Annotated in this window: 12 protein-coding genes; 10 read left to right on the top strand and 2 right to left on the bottom strand. The window is 66.1% G+C overall.

Annotation, left to right across the window (positions count from 1 at the left end; translation table 11 throughout):
* The first annotated feature begins 17 nt into the window (after window positions 1-17).
* The 8 genes from ACQY5K_RS07735 to ACQY5K_RS07700 all read left to right on the top strand — a co-directional run bounded on the left by ACQY5K_RS07735 (window position 18) and on the right by ACQY5K_RS07700 (window position 10,541).
* Entirely contained in the window at window positions 18-728 is a 711-nt protein-coding gene (locus ACQY5K_RS07735) for a NifU family protein (protein ID WP_428121678.1), read from the top strand.
* A gap of 36 nt (window positions 729-764) precedes the next feature.
* A complete protein-coding gene (locus tag ACQY5K_RS07730; protein ID WP_419922311.1) occupies window positions 765-1,499 on the top strand; it encodes a PIG-L deacetylase family protein in 735 nt (244 codons plus the stop codon).
* 127 nt (window positions 1,500-1,626) lie between these two features.
* Window positions 1,627-5,718: a TIGR02680 family protein gene (locus tag ACQY5K_RS07725; RefSeq protein WP_428121676.1), complete on the top strand. Its 4,092-nt coding sequence runs from the start codon at window positions 1,627-1,629 to the stop codon at window positions 5,716-5,718.
* Complete coding sequence (locus ACQY5K_RS07720) at window positions 5,715-7,328, top strand: TIGR02677 family protein (protein ID WP_428121674.1); 1,614 nt, start codon at window positions 5,715-5,717, stop codon at window positions 7,326-7,328. The genes ACQY5K_RS07725 and ACQY5K_RS07720 overlap by 4 nt, the downstream gene beginning before the upstream one ends.
* Window positions 7,325-8,443, top strand: coding sequence for a TIGR02678 family protein (locus ACQY5K_RS07715; protein WP_428121672.1), 1,119 nt, complete (start codon window positions 7,325-7,327; stop codon window positions 8,441-8,443). The genes ACQY5K_RS07720 and ACQY5K_RS07715 overlap by 4 nt, the downstream gene beginning before the upstream one ends.
* Window positions 8,440-9,783 carry a TIGR02679 family protein gene (locus ACQY5K_RS07710; protein WP_428121670.1) on the top strand — a complete coding sequence of 448 codons (1,344 nt, stop codon included), beginning with the start codon at window positions 8,440-8,442 and terminating at the stop codon, window positions 9,781-9,783. The genes ACQY5K_RS07715 and ACQY5K_RS07710 overlap by 4 nt, the downstream gene beginning before the upstream one ends.
* A gap of 126 nt (window positions 9,784-9,909) precedes the next feature.
* Window positions 9,910-10,149: a hypothetical protein gene (locus ACQY5K_RS07705; RefSeq protein WP_420446503.1), complete on the top strand. Its 240-nt coding sequence runs from the start codon at window positions 9,910-9,912 to the stop codon at window positions 10,147-10,149.
* Between the two features lie 2 nt (window positions 10,150-10,151).
* Window positions 10,152-10,541, top strand: a complete 390-nt coding sequence (locus ACQY5K_RS07700) for a PIN domain-containing protein (protein ID WP_428121668.1) — start codon at window positions 10,152-10,154, stop codon at window positions 10,539-10,541.
* A 231-nt stretch (window positions 10,542-10,772) separates the two neighbouring features.
* Here the strand turns inward: ACQY5K_RS07700 and ACQY5K_RS07695 are convergent, their stop codons facing one another.
* Window positions 10,773-11,222, bottom strand: coding sequence for a hypothetical protein (locus ACQY5K_RS07695; protein ID WP_428121665.1), 450 nt, complete (start codon window positions 11,220-11,222; stop codon window positions 10,773-10,775).
* Window positions 11,223-11,266: 44 nt separating this feature from the next.
* Here ACQY5K_RS07695 and ACQY5K_RS07690 point away from each other — a divergent pair, with 44 nt between their 5' ends.
* Window positions 11,267-11,998: a DUF4143 domain-containing protein gene (locus ACQY5K_RS07690; RefSeq protein WP_428121663.1), complete on the top strand. Its 732-nt coding sequence runs from the start codon at window positions 11,267-11,269 to the stop codon at window positions 11,996-11,998.
* A gap of 255 nt (window positions 11,999-12,253) precedes the next feature.
* Here ACQY5K_RS07690 and ACQY5K_RS07685 read toward each other — a convergent pair whose 3' ends face one another.
* A complete protein-coding gene (locus ACQY5K_RS07685) occupies window positions 12,254-13,585 on the bottom strand; it encodes an IS1380 family transposase (RefSeq protein ID WP_428121660.1) in 1,332 nt (443 codons plus the stop codon).
* 525 nt (window positions 13,586-14,110) lie between these two features.
* Between ACQY5K_RS07685 and ACQY5K_RS07680 the strand changes: the two genes are divergently transcribed.
* Window positions 14,111-16,849 carry a fibronectin type III domain-containing protein gene (locus tag ACQY5K_RS07680; RefSeq protein ID WP_428121658.1) on the top strand — a complete coding sequence of 913 codons (2,739 nt, stop codon included), beginning with the start codon at window positions 14,111-14,113 and terminating at the stop codon, window positions 16,847-16,849.
* Window positions 16,850-16,857 lie beyond the last annotated feature (8 nt).

The following is a 16,857-nucleotide window of genomic DNA, read 5'->3' as shown; positions in this document are numbered from 1 at the left end:
GGCCGGACACTACCGCGATGCCGTTGCCGAGCCGCAGCCTGCCCAAGGGCTTGTCGCAGCGCATCAGTAGGCTCTCGGTCATGGCCCTCCACGATGCAGTGCGCGAGTCGGTGATGGAGGCGCGACGCGAGACATTTGATGTCGCGCCGGTAGCGCTCTCCAAGGTGATCGAGCTGCGCGACAGCGAGGTCGACGGCGACCAGCTGGCGCTTCGCATCGAGGTAACGGGTGCGCAGGGTGTCGACTACACCTACGACCTCGCCTTCGAGCTGCTGGCCGAAGCCGACTCTTCCGACGTGCCGTTCGCGGTCGGCGGCGGCTTGACGGTGTTGATTCCCGACCGCGATGTCGCCAAGCTCGACGGCGCCTCGCTCGACTTGCCGTCCAATTCGAATCAACCGGGCCTCGTGCTGCGCAACCCGAACCGGCCCGATCTTGGCCCAAACGCTGCGCTCGAGCTTGACGGCACGGTCGAGGAAAACGTCCATGAAGTGCTCACTAAGCGCATCAACCCGTCGATTGCCGCCCACGGCGGTTTCGCCGAACTGGTGACGGTCGACGGCGACACCGTCGTTGTTCGTCTCGGCGGAGGCTGCCAGGGCTGCGGTATGGCCAATGCCACGGTCACCGCCGGCATCGAGAAGACGCTGCGCGAGCTGATTCCCGAGGTCGAGCGAGTGGTCGACGTCACCGATCACGACTCTGGCGAGAACCCGTACTTCGACTGACCCGGCGACATCGATCGCACCGATCGTTCGATCTGCATGGGCTCCATCGTCACGGACAGCGGCGAGCTAGAAGCGCCGTCGCGGGTACTGATCGTCGTCGCGCATCCCGACGACATCGACTTCGGGATGGCGGGGACGGTCGCATTGCTGACGTCCGCAGGCAGTCATGTTGAGTATTGCCTGGCAACGAGCGGGGATGCCGGCGGCGACGACCTCGAGCACACGACCGAAGAGCTGGCAGCGCTTCGGCAGGCCGAGCAGACCGCCGCCGCTGGGTGCGTTGGCGTCAGCGAGCTGCACTGGCTGGGGCATCCCGACGGCATGGTCGTTGCCGACCTCGGACTGCGGCGCGACATCGCACGGGTGATCCGCATGGTCCGCCCCGACGTCGTGATCTGCCAGACGACGATCCCGGACTGGGACCGGATCTACATCTCGCATCCCGATCATCTGGCCACCGCGACTGCGGCGCTGGCTGCCGTCTACCCCGATTCCCGTAACCCTCGTGCGTTCCCTGAGCTGCTCGACGAGGGCCATCAGCCGCACACCGTGGAAGAGCTGTGGCTGATCGGGACCGAACCGAACCGCTACATCGACATCACCGACACGTTCGACGCCAAGGTGGCGGCGCTGCGCGAGCACCGCAGCCAGACCGAGAACATGGAAGACCTCGACGGCCGCCTGCGCGAGTGGTGCACCGAGACCGCCCGCGCCGGGGGACTCGCGAACGGTCGCCTCGCCGAAGCGTTCAGAGTCGTCCCGGCCGTGTAGCACGGCGCGCTGCACACTGAGTTCCTCTGGCGAGGTTCGGCGCAGTCGTCTGCCAACTGGGCAAGCACCGGCCGCATGCCGAACGAGACGCGTGTTCATGTGACATGCAGTAGCTACGTTCTGCGCCGTGGGCACTGCCGTTGACGATCCGCCGACGCGCTGGCGACTTGAGCGCGCCGGGATCATGAACGTCTACCAGTACGGCGACGAGGTGCTCGACTTTGCCGGCGGTCGGCTGCTGCTGCGAGGCGTGAACGGCTCGGGCAAGTCGACCGCGATGAACATGCTGCTGCCGTTCCTGCTGACGGCTCGCCAGCGCAACATCGACGCTGCCCGCGATCAGAGCGGCTTGTTGGCGTCATGGATGCTCGGCGGACGCGACGACTCCCAGCCTGTGGGTTACCTGTGGATCGAGTTTCGGTGCGGCGACGCGTTCTTCGTCTGCGGCTGCGGCATCAAGGCGAACCGGGCGGCCAACAATGTCGTGACGTGGTGGTTCGCAACCTCGAAGCGCCCGGGCATCGACATCGATCTCGTCGTCGACGGTGTTCCGCTGTCAGCCGAGGTGCTGCGCGACAAGCTCGACGGCGACCCGGTGTTTGCCGAGCGCGATCGGCGGGAATACCGGCGCCTCATCGAACAGCGACTGTTCGGCGGTGCCAGCTTGGACCAGCACATCCGGCTCCTCGACAAGGTCCGCAATCCGCGAGTTGGCGACCGGATAGATGTCGATCTGCCGCTCGATCTCGCCGATGCTCTGCCGCAGCTCTCTGAACAGGCACTCACCGACGCAGCGGCACCGCTCGACGACCTCGAAGATCACCGCCGCAACGTCGCCGAACTCGAACGGACGGTGTCCGCGGTCGGCGGGCTGCTCGATCGTTACCGCTCGTACTGCGCGAGCGACCTGCGCCAGCGAGCAGCGCAGGGGCGGCGCCAGCTCGACGAAGCCCAGCGCTTTCGTCGCGACGAGGCAGCTGCGCGCAAAGCCGTCGACGCCGCTGAAGTCGAGGTGGTGCGGTTTGAGGCCCAGATTGCAGACGAGCAGCGCGGCACCGAGCGGCTGCGCAGCCAGATCTCGGCGATCGAGGAGTCGAGTGCCTACCAGGAAGGGCGCCAGCTCGACGGCGTGCGCGATCTCGTCACCAATCTCAGTCGGCAGCATGGCGAAGCGCAGCGCAGCCTCGAGGGTGCCGAGGAACGTGTGCGGCGCGCGGTTGAGGACCTCATCGGTGCCGTCGGCCGAAGCGAAGGCGATCTCAACAAACTGAACGGAGGACTCGCACAAGCCGAGAAGATCGCGGCCCGATGCGGCCTTGCCGAACGTCCGCCCACCGCGCTGGTCTTTGAGCGCCACCGGCTCGAAGACCTTGACATCGCCGTCCCTGAGTCGTTCGATGCCACCCCTGCCAAGCGTCGTCTTGATGCATCCGCGGCTGCGGCACAGCAGCGACGGCGTGACATCAAACAGGTCGCCGAAGCGCGCACACGGTGCGATCAGGCCGAAGGACAGTTCACCCGAGCAACCGACGCGCTTCAGGTTGCAGCCAATGCCAAGCAACGGGCCGTTGATCAGCATGCGCAGCGGCGGACGGCACTGGCGGCGGCCCAACGTGACTGGGCAACCCAAGTCGGGGTGTGGGCCTCGACGGCAGTGAAGTTCTGTGCGTCTGTCGGCTCGCCGTCCGATGTTGCCGCAAAGGCCTCAAGAAATGCTGAATTGCCGGGCGGCGACCAGATACCGTCAATCGCTGCTCTACGGGTGGGCCTGCTCGCCGAGTTCGACGCTGCCGTGGGGGCACAAACGGGCACGGTCGCGCAGACCCGTCGGGCTCTTGATGACAGTCGCGACGCGGTTCGCGACCAGCAAGCTGTGCTCGACAAGCTCTTGAGCCGAGCCGAGCCTGAACCGCCTCGGCTCGACTGGCAAGTTGTCGCCGATCACTGCTTCGCGGACCTTGTCGACTTCGCGCCCGAACTGGACGCTCCCGAACGCGCCAGCGTCGAGGCAGCGCTCGAGGCGGCGGGACTGCTCGCGGCCCGGGTGGCGGCCGACGATGTGCTGGAACTTGCCAGCGGAGAACTTGTCGTCGTTGCAGCCTCGCCTGTCGCACGCCCCCTGCGCCGCTTGCTGCGCCCGGCGGTTCCAGCAGCGCTCGCTGGGTCGATTGACGAAAGCGTTGTTGCGCGTCTGCTCGACTCGATCAGCTGCGATGTCAATGCCGAGGGCTTCACCGTCGCGGCTTCCGACGGGTCATTCCGATCAGGTCTGCTGCGTGGTCGGCACTCCAAGGAGCGCGCAGAGCTCATCGGTGCAGCAGCCCGGCGAGATGCCTTGGAACGCGAACGTGCCGCAGCGCGGCTGGAACTGGAAACGCTGCAAGCCGAGGTGCAGCGTCTGGTTGACCTGAGCGATCGGCAGCAGGAATCACTCGATGACCTCCACCGCCACCGCGCGGCACTGCCGGACACGAGCGGCATCGAACATGCGGCTGGCGCTGCGGACACAGCAGCCAGCGAATTGGCGGCCGCCGAAGCCCGTCACGGCGATGCAGCACACGACGCGGCGCAAGCCGAGCGAGCCGTCAATGATGCTGACACTGCGCTGCGCCGAACCGCCACGACACTGTCGCTGCCGCGAGACCGTTCTGAGCTGGACAGCGTGGCTGCCGAAGTGGCCGAGTTCGACCGGCTGGTGTCATCCTGCGTCGCCGGACTCACGACGTTGCAACGTTCTGTTCAGGAATGCGAGCGCTATGCCACACAGAGCCGCAACGACATCACTCAGCGTGACGAGGCGAGCGCTCGACTCGCGCAAACCGAGTCAGAACGAGCCCGAGAGCAAGCCCGCCTGGACATGCTCGAACGAACTGTCGGCGCGGACTACGAACGGATTCGCCAAGAGCGTGACCGGCTCGCTGCCGACCTCGAGATGCTCGAACGTCGCCTGCCCGAGACGCGCCGGCGCAAAGAACACGCCGTTGAACGCCGGGCGTCAGCGCGTGCCGCGTCGTCAAGTGCGCAACGAGCGGCATCGGGGAGCGAGGAGTCGTGCGAGACCTGCCGGGTCGAGTTCGAAGAGGTGCTCAGGGTGCCGGGCTACTTCGACGCACTCGCGAGCGATGAAACCGCATCACCGCCCGCAGCACAGAGCGGCGGTTCAGCTGGACTCGCTGCGTCGCTCGACGACCTCGGCCGGCTGAATGCCGCGGCAGACGGTGAACGCGGAGCCGACTCGGCGGTGAATGCCGACAGCGTGCGCCAGTCGCTGCAGCAGCGCCGTGACTCGCTCGGCGCGGGCTGGGATGCGGTGGCACTCCAGCCCGATCCAGCCAGACCGTTGTACGTCGAGGTCACGGGGCCGTCGGGCATTGCAACTCTGCCTGCCGCACTGCGTGTTGCGAGTGCTCAGCACCGCCAGCTCGCTGGCCTGCTCGACCGCAAGCAGCAAGATGCACTGCGAGAACTCCTGCAAGGGCTGATCGCCAAGGAAATCGCAGAAAAAATGCACGGCGCAGGGCACCTGATCGAGCTCACGAACGAGCGGCTCCGCTCGGTTGCCACCGCGCACCGAGTGGGTGTGCGGCTGCGATGGCGACGCTCGCCCGAGCTTGACGCCTCGACGAAGCACATGGTCAAGCTGCTCGCCAAGCCGCCCGATCTGCGCACGCCCGACGAGATCGCCGAAGTCCGCGACGCGCTGTCGCAACGGCTCGACGCAGCGCGCGCCGATCAGCCTGACGCGTCCTACCGCCAGCTCATCGCCGAGACGCTCGACTACAAGACGTGGCACGACCTCGACGTGATGGTGACACGCCCGGAAGCGCCTGAGGGGAGGCTCAGCCGCCGGACGCCGCTTTCGGAGGGCGAGAAGAAGCTCGTCACGTATCTGCCGCTGTTCGTGGCGGTGGCCGCGTCCTACGACGCACTCGCTGAAGCAGGCGCTCAGCCGGGCACCCGCGAGATGGGCATCGCACGGTTCGTGCTGCTCGACGACGCCTTCGCAAAGGTCTCCGCGGACAATCACGCCGCCCTGTTCGGGCTGCTCGTCTCGTTGGATCTCGACTTCATCGCCACCAGCGAGCGATTGTGGGGCGATCATCGCACGGTGCCCGAGCTGTCCATCGTCGAGATCGTGCGCGACGCCGGCCTGAAATCGATCCTGCTTGATCGCTATAGCTGGCAGGGCGACACGCTGGAACGCGTGGTCACGTCATGAGCGAGGCTGCCGCGGGGTCAGCCGAAGTGCCGCCGGCGGCCAGCAGCGAGCCCGACGCGCAGCGCGTCCGCCACCTGTTCCGATACCTCGGCGGCGAGGAGTGGGCTGAGTACCGCGCCATTCTCGCCGTATTCGCGGACACCTTCTTCACCGAGTTCAGTCCCGAAGAGGTACAAGCCCGCCTGGTGGGCGTGCGTCTGAGCGCCGAGGTGGTGCGGGACCGCCTCGACAGCCTGCGGCGCTGGGGCAATCTGACGGTTTCCACCGATGCGGGCAATCCGACCAGCTTGGAGGACTACAACCGCAGACGCCATCGCTACCTCATCACCCCTGCAGGTCAGCAGGTCTTCGATCTCACCGAGCGCATGCTTGCAAGCATCGACGAGGTTGCTGACCCCCAGGCCGGCCGGCTGAGCGATCTGAGGGGCCACCTGCAACTGCTCGCAGATCACGCCCGAAACGGGTATCGCGATTTGGGCATCGAGGACACAACCGCTGCGGTGCGCGCTGTGTTCGACATCCACGAGCGATTCGCCGAGGAGCTGACCGGATTCTTCAGGCAGCTCGCCCAATGGCAGAGCCGCTACGACCTCAACGCCGACGAGGTGCAATTGCTCGCGGGCGTCATCGTCGGCTACGTCAGCGAGCAGCTTGCCCAGATCGAGCGACTGCAGCAGTCGATCTCGCGCTGTTTGGAGCAGATCATGCCGCACCTCGACGCCTTGCTCCCGTCGATTGACGCGGGCCTTGCGGAGCGTGTCGACGAAGCCGGCCTCGCCGACATGTTCTCGGCGCGCCGCCTTCGCGGTTCAGAACGAGACGACTGGTACTTGTTGAGCCGCTGGTTCAGCGATGCACCAGCGCGTCCATCTCGCCTGAGCCAGCTCACCGACCAAGCCTTGGCGGCGGTGCGAACCCTGACCTCCAACCTCAGCCGGCTCTCGCGCCTGGGCACAGCGACTACATCGCGACGCGCCGACTTCCTGCGACTGGCGGCGTTCTTCGAAGCGGCGACGACACCGCATGAGGCTCACGATGTGGCTTCTGCGGCGCTAGGGCTCGGGTCGTGCCGTCACGCCGGAACGCTTGCCGCCGACGCCGACGATCCCGCACCCACCACCACACCGTGGGCGAGCGCCCCACGGGCACAGGTGCCGATCTCGCTGCGCGAACGAGGCGAACGGACTCAGCGGGGCAACACGACGCCGATGCGCGACCGCAGCAGCGAGCATCGGATCATTCGGGAGCGACTCGACCGAGAGCGCGTCGAGCGGAATGCGACGGCACGCGAGTTGTTGTCCAAGGCCGATGCCGCGGGCCGGATCGACGGGGTATCGCTGTCGACTGCTGCTTTCGGTTTGCTCCGGGAACTCATCGGCCTGTGCGGGCACCAAACGGCCGGCAGCACCGGCGCCCGAGTGGCGGAGTCGGCAGGCGTTCGCTGTGAGCTGCGGCGCGACGAGCATGCGCAGACGGTGGTCAGTTGCCCCGAAGGACGGTTTCGGCTGCATGGCTTGACGATCTCGGTCGCGGACACCGCCGCTGGGCGGCGAGTGTCCGAGCCGGCGCTGGTGGCGACAGCGGCCGAGCCGACGGAGACGGCGGCATGAGTCCTTCCTCCGATGCCGATCAACTCGCCGCGGATCTCCGCGAGGCAGCACGGTGCCTGGTTGTGCGGCCGTTGATTGCGGCCGAACATTCCCCTGATGAGTTCGCTCTGATACGGCGTCACCGCCAGCAGCTCGACCAGTGGTTCACTCAGCGCTTCGGCTACCGGCTGCAGGTGACTGCGGACACCGCCCGGCTGTCCAAGACGACCGCAACAGTGCGACGTCGCCCGCTCCGCACAGCAACTGCGCAACGACGTCCCTTCGGTATCTCGGAGTACCTGATGCTGGCGCTTGTTCTGGCAGCAGTGGTGTCAGGTCCCAGCGTGATCAGCTTGCGCGATCTGGTGCAAGAGCTTCAGGGCGCTGCCTCTGAGGCGGGTGTGACTATCGGGAGCGAGCCGTCGGACCGGCGGGCACTCGTGATGGCGTTGCGCTGGATGATCGCCCACGGTCTCGCGACCGAGCTTCATGAACGCATCGACGAGTACGCACATGACGCCGAGGCCGACGCGGTGCTGGCGATTCGGCCCGACCGAGTGGCGATGCTGCCGCAGCCGGTGTTGGCTCGCGCCCAGACCGCCGAGCAGCTCTTCGAGCGTTCCGACAGCCGCAATTCGGCCCGGGCCTGGATGCGTGCCCGGATTCTTGAGGAACCCGTCGTGTATCGCGGCGACTTCGATGCCGACGAGTGGACTGAGTTGCGGCGACGCCTCAGTGAGGAGTCCGGCTTCTTCGACGAGATGTTCGGGCTGCACATCGAGGCTCGTGCCGAGGGTGTCATGGCCGTCGATCCCGTCGGCGAGCTCACCGATGTGCGGTTCCCGCTGACCGGCACTGTCGGCCACACGGCGTTGCTGCTCGCCGACCGGCTGTCACAGCGCGGCGACGCGCCGGTGGGCCGTGACGTCGTGGTCGGGATCGTCGCGGATCTGGCCGCCGCTCATCGTTCGTGCTGGTCGCAGCTTGCCGACAGTCCCGAGCGACTGGCGGGCGAAGCCCTCGAATTGCTCGCCGACCACCGGCTCGTCGATCTGGTCGGCGACGAGGTCGTCGTGCTGCCCGCAGCGGCGCGGTACGTCCTCGACGTCTCGCATGAAGAGGTATCGATGCTGTGAGCGAACCTCCCGTTCCGGAGTCTGATGACCCTGAGGGTTCGCAGGCAGTGGCGGCTGGCGTCGAAGCCGTGAGTCATCGGTCGGTTCCGGCGTCCTTGGCCGATCCCGGCCTCGCTACGTTGTGGGGAGCGGTTCGACAACGGCATGACCGCGGCGACGGGGCCATGCCCGGCACGATCCGGATGCCCGTCATTGAGCCGCGCTGCGAGCCGGCAGTGGCTGCGCTCATCGGCCGCTCGCCGACATCGCGGCTCGATGTTTCCGAACTCGAAGCAGGCTTGGTTCGACTGGGACTCGGTCATGACCTTGACTCGGCGTTGACGCTCCTCGGCTGCCCGCCTGATCCTGCCAAGCGCAAACGGAGCGAAGCCCGGGCGCGGGCGCGACAGGCTCGACAAGCATTGGAATCGGCACTGGAGAGATGGCCAGAGACGTGGGCCGCTCACTGGGGCCAAGACATGCTCAGGTCCGGGTTGCTCAGCGGCCTCGACGGGGGCGAGGTCGCAGCTCTGCTGGGAAATGTGCGCCGGCTCATCGACGCTCGCGCCGATCCGCTGGCGCGGACTGCCTCGCGCACGGAGTTGGCGGCACAGCTGTTCGGCTCGGCTCACTCGCTCGACAGGCAGACGAAGCTCGCTGCGGCTGCTGAGCGAGCGCTGAGACATGTGGTCGGGCTCAGCGAAAGCGCTGTCGAAGGCCGAGCACTGTGGGAGGCGGCAGGAATAGCCGCGGACTCGGTCTCCGCTCCGGCGCTCACATGGGGCTTGAGACCGCTCGGTGCGTCGCCGCTGGCGTCAATGCTCGGTTGCGCCGCCGATGCCGGCCTGCCCATGCACGTGAGCTTGCGGGCACTGCGCCAGCATCAGGTCGAGGTTGCGCCGGGCACGCCAATCCTGGTCGTGGAGAACCCGAGCGTCGTCGAGAGCGCCGCCGACGCGTCTGCCGTCTTCGGCCTCGTGTGCACCAACGGTAACCCGACATCCACGGTGACCGAACTCATCGACCAGCTTGCTGCGAGCGGCGCTGATCTGCGCTATCACGGCGACTTCGACGCAGCAGGCATCGCCATCTGCCGGCGCATGCGCGACCGCGGGTGCACGCCGTGGATGATGTCGGCCGCCGATTACCGCCATGCCGTGCAACGCGCCGCAGCACAGGGCGTTCCGTTGCCACACGACAGCGCGGCCGCCGGGCCAACACCGTGGGACCCCACGCTCGAGGCTGAATTCGACGGAGGCCGTCGCATCGTGCATGAGGAGTTTGTGGCCGCGGAATTCCTGCGCGAGTTCGGCAGGTATGCGGCCGCAAAGCTCGGCCGGCAGTCGAATGAAATTCGCTGAGGGATCGTGCCGGATTCCCCACGGCCGGTGAACGCTCGGCCGCAGTCGGTTGATGTCGTGTTCGAGCCTGCGAAAGGTGTCCAGAGTCCGTAGAGCTGAATCGGTGACGTGTGTATAGTAACGCACATGCGTTTACACATACAGCTCGAGGACGAAATCGTCGCTGATATCGACCGGCGGGCTGGCCCAAGGCGCCGCAGCGCATTCATTACCGCGCTCATCCGGCGAGGGCTTGACGATGAGCATCGCTGGGACGAGATCGAGGCATCGTTGGGCTCGATCTCTGACTCGGGGCACGAGTGGGACGACGGTCCCGCCGCATGGGTGCGCGCCCAGCGGCATCGCGATGCGCGACGGTCTGGCTGAGCGTGTCCCGCCTGCTGTTGGACTCGACAGTCCTGATCGACGCTCTGCGAGGCCGCCCCGCCGCTGAGCGCCTCCGAGGCCTTCGGCGAGTCGGCGTGGAGCCGTGGGTGTCTGCGGTATCGGTAGAGGAGATCTGGCGTGGTCTCCAGCCTGAGGAGGAGCCGCTGGCACGCCGTCTAGTCGGAGCGCTGCGCTTGGCACCGTTGGGCGCCGCCGAAGGCCAGCGGGCCGGTCGGTGGCGCCGCGAGTTCGCGTCACGCGGGATCACGCTGCACCAGGCCGATTGCCTCATCGCATCCGCAGCAGTCGGCGTTGGTGCCGCACTCGCCACAGCTAACGTCTCGGACTTTCCGATGCCCGAACTCGAAGTTCAGCACTGGGAGGCCAGCTAGCAGGGTGCAAGAAGCAGTCTGTCTTGAGCAGATCACAAGACTGTTGATCAGCGGCTTTGTACCGGCAGAAGCGCGTATCAGGCACCGCTTCAACAGCCGGCTGGTGCCGTGTTAAGCAAGATTCGCGTACGTGGTGAATCGGCGTGCTCTCGATGCTCAGCCATCATGTCGAAGTGCTGGGAGCCGTTTCCGCGCAAGCGCAGCGCAGCGGTGAGACGGTGCAGTCGCTCGTCACTCGGCTCCAGGACTGGCTTCCGAGCCTGCTGACGGTTGGGAGCCCCTGAGGCGCCAGTCTCGCGCCCGGTCAGCTTCGGGCGACGGTGACGCTTCGATGTACTCACCGTCGTCGTGCGGGTAGGCGTGATGGCCCGCGCAGTCGGCGCACCAGCCCCACCCCTCATGGGATTCAGGGGCGTGGTGGTCCAGCACACTTTCGATGGCGCTTACCTCGTGTTCGACTGACATCTCGCCGCCGTCGCATTCGTAGTCGCGTGTTAGGTCGCACATGTATGCGGCAGCGATAGGCGAACCGTTCGAGATGTCGCCTCCTGTCAAGCGAGCGGCTTGGTACCGGTAGATGCCGCTGCCATCCAGAGTCTTCTTGTTGCTGCGGTCACAGACGGCGAGCCACAGCAACGCCCGTTTCAGCTCGTCATGAGGCCACCCAGCGGCTGCCGTCACAGGAGGCTGCTTGTTCTTCGGATCGATGCCGCTTCGCCCCAGGCTTGGGCGAACAGCCAGCACTTCTTCCAGCCGCGCTGCTGGGGCCGCGCCAGTCGGGCAAGACGACGCTGGCCAGGCAGGTCACCAATGGCGGCGTGTTCTTGAGGCTCGACAATCCCGACACGCTCCAAGCTGCTCTTGGTGACCCCGTCGGGTTCGTCTGGGACCGTCCGAGGCCCGTTATCGAAGATGTGCATCGCGACACGGCGTTCGGCAGCTCGCAGACCACTGCTGACTACATCAGGTACCTGGAGATGGTGTATCTGACGGTGCTGCTTCCGGAGTGGTCGACGAGCGCGGCCACCCGTGTCAAGCGGCGGTCCAAGCTGCACATGGCCGACTCAGGATTGGCCGCGACGCTGTTGGGGGCAACCCCTGACTCGCTGGCCGATCCCACAGAGCCGTTGCGCGGACCGCTGTATGAGACGTTCGTCGCCAACGAGGTCCGCAAGCAACTGTCGTTCGGGGGCTCGGGTGCGGCGCTGCATCACTTCCGGGATCGTCGCCAACGTGAGGTGGACCTGATTGTTCGGCTGGCCAACGGGAAGCTCATCTGCATCGAGGTCACCGCTGCGATGCGCGCCCACGGCCGCAAGGCAGAAACGCTCGGCTGGCTCCGCGACACCATCGGCGACCATTTCGAGCTCGGCATCGTGCTCTACGCCGGTGAGCAACCACTGCGACTCGGGCCCCGCATCATGGCACTGCCGATCTCGTACCTGTGGGAGATGTGATCTGCGGGGCGGGACCCGCGCTGTGTCGACGGACTCGTACTAGCCCTGATTGTTCATGAGAATGCCTGATCGGTGTTTTGGGTTGTGTTTTCGGTGTGCGGGGCGGGTTTGTCGGCTTGGCGGGACCCGGTGGGTGCTGTTTGGCGCTGTTGGGGTGGTTGCAGGGCCGGTGTTGGTTCTTGACATGGGTGTGGGGGCGCGGCGGGGCGGCGCGCGTGGTGCGCGCTGTGATGTTTGGCTGGGGGCGCGTGGTGCTCAGTTGGGGTGCTGGGCGGCGAGCAGGGCTTTGGCGCCGGGGTGTGCGGTGGGGAGCCGCAGCTTGACGCGTCGGCCGGTTTCGCACACGAGCGCGGGCAGGTGCCACAGCTGCCAGCGGAGCCGTTTGGGGGCCGCGCGTTTGAGCGGCCCGGTGAGGCATCGTGTCTGGAACCAGTGCACGAGCGCGGCGCTGATGGTGCACAGTGCTGCCCATGCGCAGTTGGCGTCCCAGGCTGTGAAGGGCATGCGTGCCAGCCCGGAGTCCTTGAGACGGGCGACGGCGTCTTCGACGTCGGCGTGCTTTCGCATGAGCTTGTCGAGCTGGGCTGGGCCGGCTTGGGCGTCGGTGAGGAATCCCCAGTAGCGGAAGTTCTCCGACGCGAACAGGCTGCGCTGCGCGCCCGGGTGCAGCGGTTCGCGTCGGATGATCAGCCGTGTCCGTGCTGGCCAGCCCGACAGGTCCACCAGATCGGTCAGCTCCGCGACGTGGGCCTTGGAGCGGCGCTGTTTGGGGTTCGCCACCGCGGCGGTCCACCGTCGGGGATCGCAGCGGGCAGCCGCGATCGCGGCGTCGATGCCCGCGGTGGCCCGAGCGGACATGAAAAACGTGATGTTGCGGTCCCGACACGCCTCAGCGATACGCGCCGAGCAGCCCCCGGCGTCGACACGCAGCACCATCTCGCGTCCCCCCAGCGCCGCGTCGTCGCCTGCGCGGTGGCCCGCGGCGTCGGCGTCGGGCAGCGCCGATATCGCAGCGTCGAGCACCTCTATGTGATCGGCGATGTCGTTCGCGGCGGCGTTGCCCGGGCGCAGCTTGACCCACAGCGGCTCCCCGTCGCCGGTCGAGCACATCATCGGATGAAAACCGAACCCGCCCTTGTAATGAGGCGCTGCGCCCTGCTTGTTCTCCGAGTGGACCTCCACCAGCGTCGAGTCGATGTCGAGCACCAACGGACCCGAGCCGCGGCGCTTCGACCACGCCTCGCCACGCGCCGTGGCCGCGGCGCCCCACAGCGCCCCGAGTCCCGAGCCGTCGATGCCGCGCAGTGCCCGATACAGCGTCGAGTGCGACCCCACCGCCCCGAACAGGTCCCGCTGAGACCGCAGATGCTCGATATCTGTGCACGCCTCCCCGCCCCCGGCCAGCACCAACAACAGATGCACCAACAACACGCCCCGGTCATGAACCGGGGCGCGCTCGCCGCGCCGCGGAACCGCCGCCGACAGCGCCGAAGTCAGCCCGACGCGGTCCGCGAAACCGCCCAAAGCGAACAGCCCCGCACCCCACGCCACCCGATCACCGCCGCCTGCCAGACGCGCATTTGCCACACTGCTAAGTTTCACCTCGGAGATGCCTCTCTGAATTGCACACTGCGTGTGTCGACAACACGCATCGTCGCAGATCAGAGAGGCTTTTCCGCGGACTCACACACCCAAACCCGCCCGACTCATGAACAATCAGGGCTAGCCGCTGCGTCTCTAGGGGGCGACAACTTGCGCGCCGCTATTCCAGGCGCGGCGGGGTCGGGACACCCGCATCAGCTCGGCCTATGAGAGCGAGGCATTCGATCATGGACGCATTCGTTGGCTTGCAGCGTTGACAGCACGCCGTTAGTGTCCGTCGCCAATGTCGATTGAGCCAGCCGCGGCGAGCAAGTGCGTGATCTGCGCTGCTGAGGCGTGCGTGCCCTCTGGCGCAGCCCCCCCCCCGTTTGGTCGGCCACAACTTCAACCGTTAGTTCCCACGGGGTAGCGACAACCAATCTTCAAGCCGGAACCAGCGCAAGCCTGGCTCGGCTGCTTCTTGCCGCTGCACTGTTATCGGCGGTCCTTGCTGTCGCAGCGCTGCCGGGTGTGGCCGCTGCATCCGCGCCTGCACTGCCGCCGAACGTTGACTGCGGCGATGCAGCCGTGGTCGCCAAGCTCTCTGTTGTCGAGGACCGCGCGGCGGCGAACATGCTCGCTGAGGCTGTCAGGCTCCTCGGGTTGGGCGGCCGCTGTCTTGTTGACGCAGGCGATCCGGCATCAGGCCAGCTCCCAGCAGGCTCCCGCAGCGAGTTGGCGGGTGTTCCACGTGTTTATGTCGTGGGAGGCCCAGCAGCCATTCCGGATGACTGGCTGGTTGATCGGCTAGGGCTCGGTCCCTTTACGAGGGTGAGCGGCAGCGACCGCTGGGCAACCCAGGCGGCTGTCGCTTCCGCGATCATCGGATTGGCTCAAGATCCAACGTCTGACCCGACACCGCGCTCGGTGGAGTCACCGTTGAATACGGATTGTTCCGGCAGCGCGGTACTTGCGAAGCTTGGTATTGCCGAGGACCGAGCCGCGGCGAACATGCTTGCCGAAGCACTGCGCTGGCTCGCCACCGACAATGCCAAGTGTCTCCTCGATGCTGGCGATCCGGATGCTGGTGGGCCGCTTTCGCAACAGGCGAAGGATGACTACGACGACGCGGCTGTGCACTTCGTTGTCGGCGGTATTGCTGCGCTTCCCGAGAGCTGGCTTGATGTCCACTTCGGGCGGCGTGATTTCGAGCGGCTGGCTGGTCTGGACCGCTGGGCAACCCAGTCTGCTGTGGCGGTTCAGATCATCGAGTTGGCACAAGGCGAACTCGGGTCGACTGACGATGTAGTGGAGTCTTCGAGCGGCGAAGGTCTCGTTGCTGATGCACAGTCCTCCATACGTGATGTCACGGTGGGTGTCTTCTATTGCGGCGCTGCTGGATCCCTTGATCTGCCACAGCTCGAGGCCGAGGTGCGCAGAATTGACAACGCGGTCGGTCGTATCTACCGGGTGCAGTTTGGGGACAGCGATTTCTCGCTGAGCTTCAGCGTCGGTGGCATCTTGTCGCCTGACCTCGTCTGGGCGGACCAGTCAATAACCAAGTGGAGGACCAACAAGGGCAAGAGCGGCTGCCACGACGCGTTGGCTGATGAGATCGACCGATCCGATGGCGCCTTCTCGAAGCGAACGGCGCTGATCATCGGCGGAGTCGAGACCGGGAGTCGGATTTGGGGGTTCGCCACGACGCCTGTGGGACCGGCCGTGGTCGCTGCGCGCAACATGTATCCCGCCTCACACAGCAGGTATTCGCAAGAAAACTACTACTACAGCGCCATCGCTCATGAGCTCGGCCACTTGATCTATGGCTTTGACCACCCGCACCCTGATGACAACACGTGCGGCGGCGGCTCAGTCAGCGCCGAAGAGCTCCGTTCGATCATGGCGTGGCCGAATTGCGGGGCGAATCAAGACATCACCGGCTTGACGGCCTATATCGCTTGCGTGCAGCGGGAGTCGATGGGTTGGGTTCCGGCAGGATCATGCGACGGCGATGGTCCGCCTCCAGATCGTCCCACGATGACCGGTCTGCATCCAGGAGATGGTTCGCTGACCGTCGAATGGGATGAGCCGAACAGCTATCGCACACCGGTATCCGGCTACGACGTTCGCTACCGGCCTGCCGACGGTTCCCAGGAGTGGCGAGCTTGGCAGCCCGATCGTGTGATCACCGGGCAGTCCGTGACTATCACCGGCCTGAGCAACGGCGTTGCCTACGAGGTCGGCGTCCGTGCCAAGAGCCGCGCAGGTGACGGCGCGTTCTCTCGGCCGCTGCGGGAAACCCCCCAGCGGAACACGGCCCCTCGGCCGACCGTCAAGCTCAGCATCGGCGGGGATGCGCAAGGGACCGTCGGGACGAGCGGCTCGTGCACAGGCGTTCATTGCCGCTGGCTGCATGTGGAAGTTGAGGGTCTGGGACCGGGGCCGCACACGCTTGCATGCGCCCACAATGGAGCTGGCGGCTACAGCCGAGGCGTCTACCGCTCGGCGACGGTGACCAGTTGGCCGAACGAGACATCGTGCGTTTTCGGCTACCCGGGGGCTGAGGTCTTCGTGATCGTCGGCGCCGAGCATCGAGACGGTGCCTGGCACGGCGGCCACTACTCGAACGTCGTGACATGGCCCGACTGCACCCAAGAGCCATCCAGGTGCCCCAGCCGCACAGCTGCACCCCGCCTGCGAGCCGCCGACGGTTCCATCGCTGTCCGCCTCGGAGCATCCATCGCCTTCGATATTCAGTACCGACAAGCCGGTAACAGCACATGGCGTAACTGGCACGCACGCGACTACGTCGACATCGCCGGCGACGGCAGGTGGACCACCATCGACGGTCTCACCAACGACATCACTTACGAGGTGCGCATCCGATCTCGTGAGGCAACCGGCGATCAAGACTGGTCTAACCCAATACAAGCGGTACCCGGCACTACTGGTGGCAATACATCAAATCCCTCAGTAACGCTCTCGCTGGGTCGTAGCGCACAAGGCGCTATGGGCGTCACCGGTCCGTGCACCAGCATCCATTGCCGATGGTTGCACATCGGCGCCGAGAACATCGGCCCCGGACCGTACAACGTCGAATGCTGGCATTACGCCTTCGACAACTACGTACACGGCCCCTGGAAGCGAACGACAGCGACGGCGTTGCCCAATGAGTCGGCATGCCTCTTCGGCTTCCCCGGAGTAACCGTCTACACAATCGTCAACGGAATCAAATCAAACGAGGTCACCTGGCCTCGCCAACCGCGATGAACAGGAAA

This window comes from Candidatus Poriferisodalis sp., assembly GCF_965262965.1.
GTDB lineage: Bacteria > Actinomycetota > Acidimicrobiia > Acidimicrobiales > Poriferisodalaceae > Poriferisodalis.
The sequence above is the reverse complement of the archived record's forward strand: the minus strand, read 5'-3'. Positions and strand labels throughout refer to the sequence as shown.